This is a genomic window from Nocardia sp. NPDC004582 (genome assembly GCF_053602115.1).
This window is the reverse complement of the sequence record NZ_JBSGCY010000254.1, coordinates 1-4,461: the sequence shown is the minus strand read 5'-3', so window position 1 is coordinate 4,461 and position 4,461 is coordinate 1. Positions and strand designations below refer to the sequence as shown.

At 68.7% G+C, this 4,461-nt stretch carries 6 protein-coding genes and 1 pseudogene; 6 read left to right on the top strand and 1 reads right to left on the bottom strand.

Annotated elements, in window-relative coordinates:
• Nucleotides 1–439, top strand: a 439-nt coding sequence (locus tag ACWELJ_RS33460; protein WP_452370074.1) for a glycerate kinase, incomplete at its 5' end; no start/stop codon positions are given.
• Nucleotides 436–1,293, top strand: a complete 858-nt coding sequence (locus ACWELJ_RS33455; protein WP_452370073.1) for a fumarylacetoacetate hydrolase family protein — start codon at nucleotides 436–438, stop codon at nucleotides 1,291–1,293. The genes ACWELJ_RS33460 and ACWELJ_RS33455, both read left to right, overlap by 4 nt.
• Before the next feature lie 121 nt (nucleotides 1,294–1,414).
• On the opposite strand, the gene ACWELJ_RS33450 is transcribed toward ACWELJ_RS33455, so the two are convergent.
• Nucleotides 1,415–2,206 carry a VOC family protein gene (locus tag ACWELJ_RS33450; protein ID WP_452370072.1) on the bottom strand — a complete coding sequence of 264 codons (792 nt, stop codon included), beginning with the start codon at nucleotides 2,204–2,206 and terminating at the stop codon, nucleotides 1,415–1,417.
• A gap of 232 nt (nucleotides 2,207–2,438) precedes the next feature.
• Between ACWELJ_RS33450 and ACWELJ_RS33445 the strand changes: the two genes are divergently transcribed.
• The 4 genes and pseudogenes from ACWELJ_RS33445 to ACWELJ_RS33430 all read left to right on the top strand — a co-directional run.
• A complete protein-coding gene (locus ACWELJ_RS33445) occupies nucleotides 2,439–3,116 on the top strand; it encodes a VC0807 family protein (protein WP_452370071.1) in 678 nt (225 codons plus the stop codon).
• A complete protein-coding gene (locus tag ACWELJ_RS33440) occupies nucleotides 3,109–3,768 on the top strand; it encodes a TMEM175 family protein (RefSeq protein ID WP_452370070.1) in 660 nt (219 codons plus the stop codon). The genes ACWELJ_RS33445 and ACWELJ_RS33440 overlap by 8 nt, the downstream gene beginning before the upstream one ends.
• 52 nt (nucleotides 3,769–3,820) lie before the next feature.
• Complete coding sequence (locus tag ACWELJ_RS33435; protein WP_452370069.1) at nucleotides 3,821–4,306, top strand: VOC family protein; 486 nt, start codon at nucleotides 3,821–3,823, stop codon at nucleotides 4,304–4,306.
• Nucleotides 4,303–4,461: pseudogene (locus ACWELJ_RS33430) on the top strand (FAD-binding protein); the annotation flags it as partial. The gene ACWELJ_RS33435 and the pseudogene ACWELJ_RS33430, both read left to right, overlap by 4 nt.

The following is a 4,461-nucleotide window of genomic DNA, read 5'->3' as shown; positions in this document are numbered from 1 at the left end:
CGGCGCCGCGGGGGGCGTCGGATTCGCCGCGCTCGCGGTGCTCGGCGCGACCCTGCGGCCCGGCATCGAATTGATGCTGGAACTGGTCGGTTTCGACGAACGGCTGGCCGGGGTGGACCTGGTCATCACCGGAGAGGGCAAGCTCGACGAGCAGACCCTGCACGGCAAGGCGCCCGCCGGTGTCGCCGCGGCCGCGCGAGCGGCGGGCGTGCCCGTGATCGCGGTGTGCGGCCGGAACACCTTGCCGCCGGAGCGTTTCCACCAAGCCGGTTTCGCGGCCGTGTATTCGCTGCTCGAGATCGAACCCGACGAGCAGCGCTGCCTGAGCGCCGGGTTGATGTTGTTGCAGCAGTTGGGTGTTCGCATCGCGGACGACTACCTGCCGGGCGGCCGCCGCGTGGCCGCCACGGTGTCCGAACAGTCCGGAGGCGACGCATGAAACTGCTGCGAGTAGGGGCGAAAGGGGCCGAGCGGCCCGCCGCCATCGACGAACACGGCGTGCTGCGCGACGTGTCCGCGGTGACCGCCGACATCGACGGGACGCTGCTCGGTGACCCCGTCGCGCTCGGGGCGCTCCTGGGGGCGCTGGCCTCCGGCACGCTGCCCGAGGTGGACTCCGCCGCCCGGATCGGGGCGCCGATCGCCCGGCCCGGCAAGGTGATCGGCGTCGGACTCAACTACACCGACCACGCCGCCGCCATCGGCGCGGCCATCCCGGAGCGGCCCGTCGTCTTCCTCAAGCCCGGCACCACGGTCAGCGGTCCCTACGACGCCATCGAACTGCCGCGCGACAGCGCCGCCACCGACCACGAGGTGGAGCTGGGCGTGGTGATCGGCCGCCGCCTGCGCGACTGCCCGGACGCGGCCACCGCGCTGGGGGCGGTGGGCGGCTATGTCACCGCCAACGACGTCACCGAACGCGATGGCATCGCGGGCGAACCGACCTGGGTGAAGGGCAAGTCCTACGACACCTTCACGCCCGTCGGGCCGTGGCTGGTGACCCCCGACGAGGTCGCCGAACCACAGGCGCTGAGTCTGCAGCTGTGGGTGAACGGTGAACAGCGGCAGGCGGGTTCGACCGGCGACATGGTGGCCGGGGTCGGTGAGGTGCTGCGCTATCTGAGCACGCTGATGACCCTGGAACCCGGCGACCTGGTGCTCACCGGCACGCCCGCGGGCGTCGCGGTCGGCCGTCCGGAGCCGAAACCCTATCTGCGCGACGGCGATGTCGTCGTCGCGGAGGTGGCCGGACTGGGCAGGCAACAGACCCTGGCGACCGGGGTGCGGGGCTGAATGCGGTGAGAGACTTCCCGCGACGACGCCGGACGCGCTGCTGGGGCGTAGACCACGTCGTCACGGGATGATTCGAACGGCCCGGTCGCTGTGGAGACCGGGCCGTTCGTCCCGTTCCGGGTCAGGACTTGTTGCCGCCCAGGCTGAATCGCACACCGGCCGGATCGGCCACCGCCGCCAGCCGGCCGTACGGAGTGTCCTCGGGCGGGCGCACCACGCTGCCGCCCAGCTCCTGCACCTTCCGCACCGACGCGTCCACGTCCTCGACACCGAAGTAGACCGCCCAATACCCGGGCACGCTCGGCGGCAGGAAGCCCGACGAATCCATCACGCCACCCAGCATCGGGGTCACGGAATGGATGGTGGTGTAACGGAATTCGGGGGTGTCGGCGATCGTGAACGGATCCTGCCAGCCGAACGCCTCGCGATAGAACTTCAGCGCGTCGTCATAGCTTCGGGTGTGCAATTCGAACCAGGACGGCGCACCGACGTGGCCCTCCCAGTGTCCGTCGCCGACCACGCCGCGCTGCTCGAACCCGCCCATGGTGCCCGGCTCCCACACGCCGACCCCGACGCCGCCGTTGTCGCCGAACACCCCGAACTTCCCCAGATCGGCCACGGGCATCACCGGCACCACCGTCATACCGCCCGCGGCGGTCACCTTCTCGGCCGTCTTCTCGGCATCGGTGCTGGCCAGGTACACCATCCACTGGCTCGGACCGCCCGAGCCGTCATTGGCCATTCCACCCGCCACGGCCTTGCCGTCCTTGCGGAAGGTGATGTAGTTCCCGTGCTCCGCCGCGACCTCGGCCGTCCAGCCGAGCAATTCGCCGTAGAAGGCGATCGCGCCCTCGGTGTCGGTGGTGAAGATATCGGTCCAGATCGGATCGCCGGGCTGCGTTGTGTACGACATGGTCAACTCCTCGAATCGGTGTTCGCTCGGTGTTTCGGCCGCTGTGAATGGAGACGACGTTCGGCACCGGAAATCATCGCCGCCGCCGCAACCCGAAGCCGGGAGGGCGGGAAACGGCGTGTCAGCATGACAACTGTCATGGCCGGGAGGTGATGGTTGGCAGATTCGGTGCGGCGGCGGTCTCCGTAGCGTCATTCCTGTAGCGCAGAAACCGATTACAGGAGTTCGCATCATGGCTGACAACACGCTCGCCGCGCCCGCCGCCCGGCCGAATGTGCTGCGAATGCTGGCCCCCAGCCTCCGCGATATCGCGGTGCCCCTCGCCGCCTACTACGCCCTGCACGCCGCCGGATACTCCGACTTCATCGCCCTGCTGGCGGGAGCGCTGTTCTCCGGCGCCGTGGTGCTCGTCGGCGTGATCCGGGCCCGCAAGATCGACGCCCTGGCCGCGCTCATCCTGGCGGGCTTCGCCTTCGGCATCGGATCCTCGCTGATCAGCGGTGACGCCCGCATGATGATCGTCCGCGACTCGGTCACCACCGCCGCGATCGGCCTCGCCTTCCTGATCAGCGCCCTGCTCGGCAAGCCCCTGACCTACGTCGCCGCCCGCAAGGGCCTCGCCGGGGCTCCCGAGAAGCTGGCCCAGCTGGACCACAAGTTCCGGACCAACCCGGTGGTCCGTCGGCTGCTGAACCGGATCGCCCTGATGTGGGGCGCCGGCCTCATCGGCGAATCGATCCTGCGGGTGGTGCTCGTCTACCGCCTGCCCATCCACACCATGACCTGGCTGTCGAGCGCCCTGATGGTCGGCGTCACCGCCGTCATGATCATCATCACCGTGCGAACGGTCAAGCGCGTCAAGCGAATCGAGCCGACCACGGAACCGGTCTACGCTGCGATGCATGAGTGAGGGATCGGTTCCGGAACGCACGCTCGCGGGAACCGCTCGGGTGGAAGCGTTCAGCGACGGGGTGATGGCGATCGCCATCACCCTGTTGATTCTGGAGATCCGGGTGCCCGAGCACGAGCCCGGGCGATTGTTGCAGGCGCTCGGGCATATCTGGCCGTCGTACGTGGCGTATCTGGCGTCGTTCATGACGATCGGGGTGGTGTGGATGAATCACCACACCTTCTTCGGGCGGTTGCGGCGCATCGATCATGTGCTGCGGTGGTGGAATCTGCTGCTGCTGCTGGGGATTTCGCTCGTGCCGTTCCCGACCATGGTGGTGGCCGAGAATGTCGTGCACGGGACGCACCGGGACGCGGTGGTGGCGGTGGGGTTGTACGGGATCGTGGGGGTGCTGATGACCGTGCCGTGGGCGCCCATGTGGTGGCGGCTGGCGAAGCGGCCGGAGATGCTGAAGGCGGGGTTGGGGGCGGATTACGCGCGGCGGGAGAGCTGGCGGGCCTGGCCGGGGATTCTGGTCTACGCGGCGTGCATCGGGGTCGGATTCCTGTCGCCGATCGCGGCGCTGGTGCTGTATCTGCTGGTGGCGACGTTCTACGGGCTGAGCAACAAGGGCTGGACCGCGCCGTCGGACGCCGATCCGGACTACGAGTAGCCCTTGCCAAATTAAGCGATTGTGATTAACTGCCGAAGTGGACAGCACGAGCGTGACCGAAGGGCCCGTCACCCAGATCGCATGGGTGGTCGAGGACATCGCGGCCGGGGAACAATTCCTGACGACGACCATGGGCGTGACGGGCTGGATGCGGATGCCCGACGTGCGCTTCGGCCCCGAGACCTGCGTGTATCGCGGCGCGGCCGCCGACTTCACCGCGCACATCTCGCTCGGGTACAGCGGTGACATGCAGCTCGAACTCATCCAGCCGGTGCACGGCCGCTCCATCTACACCGAATTCCTCGAACGCGGGGGAGCGGGGCTGCACCACATCTGCCTGGAGCCCGCCGACTTCGACGCCGCGCTGAAAGACGCCGAGGCCCGGGGGATTCCGGTGGTACAACAGGGCGATATGGGCGGGCAGATGCGGTTCGCCTACCTCGACGGCGCGGACTCGGGCGTGCCGTTCATCGAACTCGCGGAGATCGGGCCGCATATGCGGGCGTTCTTCGAGCAGATCAAGAAGGGTGCGCGGTGAGCACACAGATTCCGGAAACCATTGCGGCGGACTCCATTACCGAATGGTCCGATGAGTTCGACGTGGTCGTCGCCGGCTTCGGCATCGCGGGCGGCTGCGCGGCGGTCGAGGCGGCCGCGCACGGGGCCCGCGTGCTGGTGCTGGAACGCGCCGGG

Bases quoted from the DNA above. Each gene is read 5' to 3' on its own strand.
- ACWELJ_RS33455 (WP_452370073.1), top strand. From the start codon at position 436: ATGAAACTGCTGCGAGTAGGGGCGAAAGGGGCCGAGCGGCCCGCCGCC.
- ACWELJ_RS33450 (WP_452370072.1), bottom strand. From the start codon at position 2,206: ATGTCGTACACAACGCAGCCCGGCGATCCGATCTGGACCGATATCTTC.
- ACWELJ_RS33445 (WP_452370071.1), top strand. From the start codon at position 2,439: ATGGCTGACAACACGCTCGCCGCGCCCGCCGCCCGGCCGAATGTGCTG.
- ACWELJ_RS33440 (WP_452370070.1), top strand. From the start codon at position 3,109: ATGAGTGAGGGATCGGTTCCGGAACGCACGCTCGCGGGAACCGCTCGG.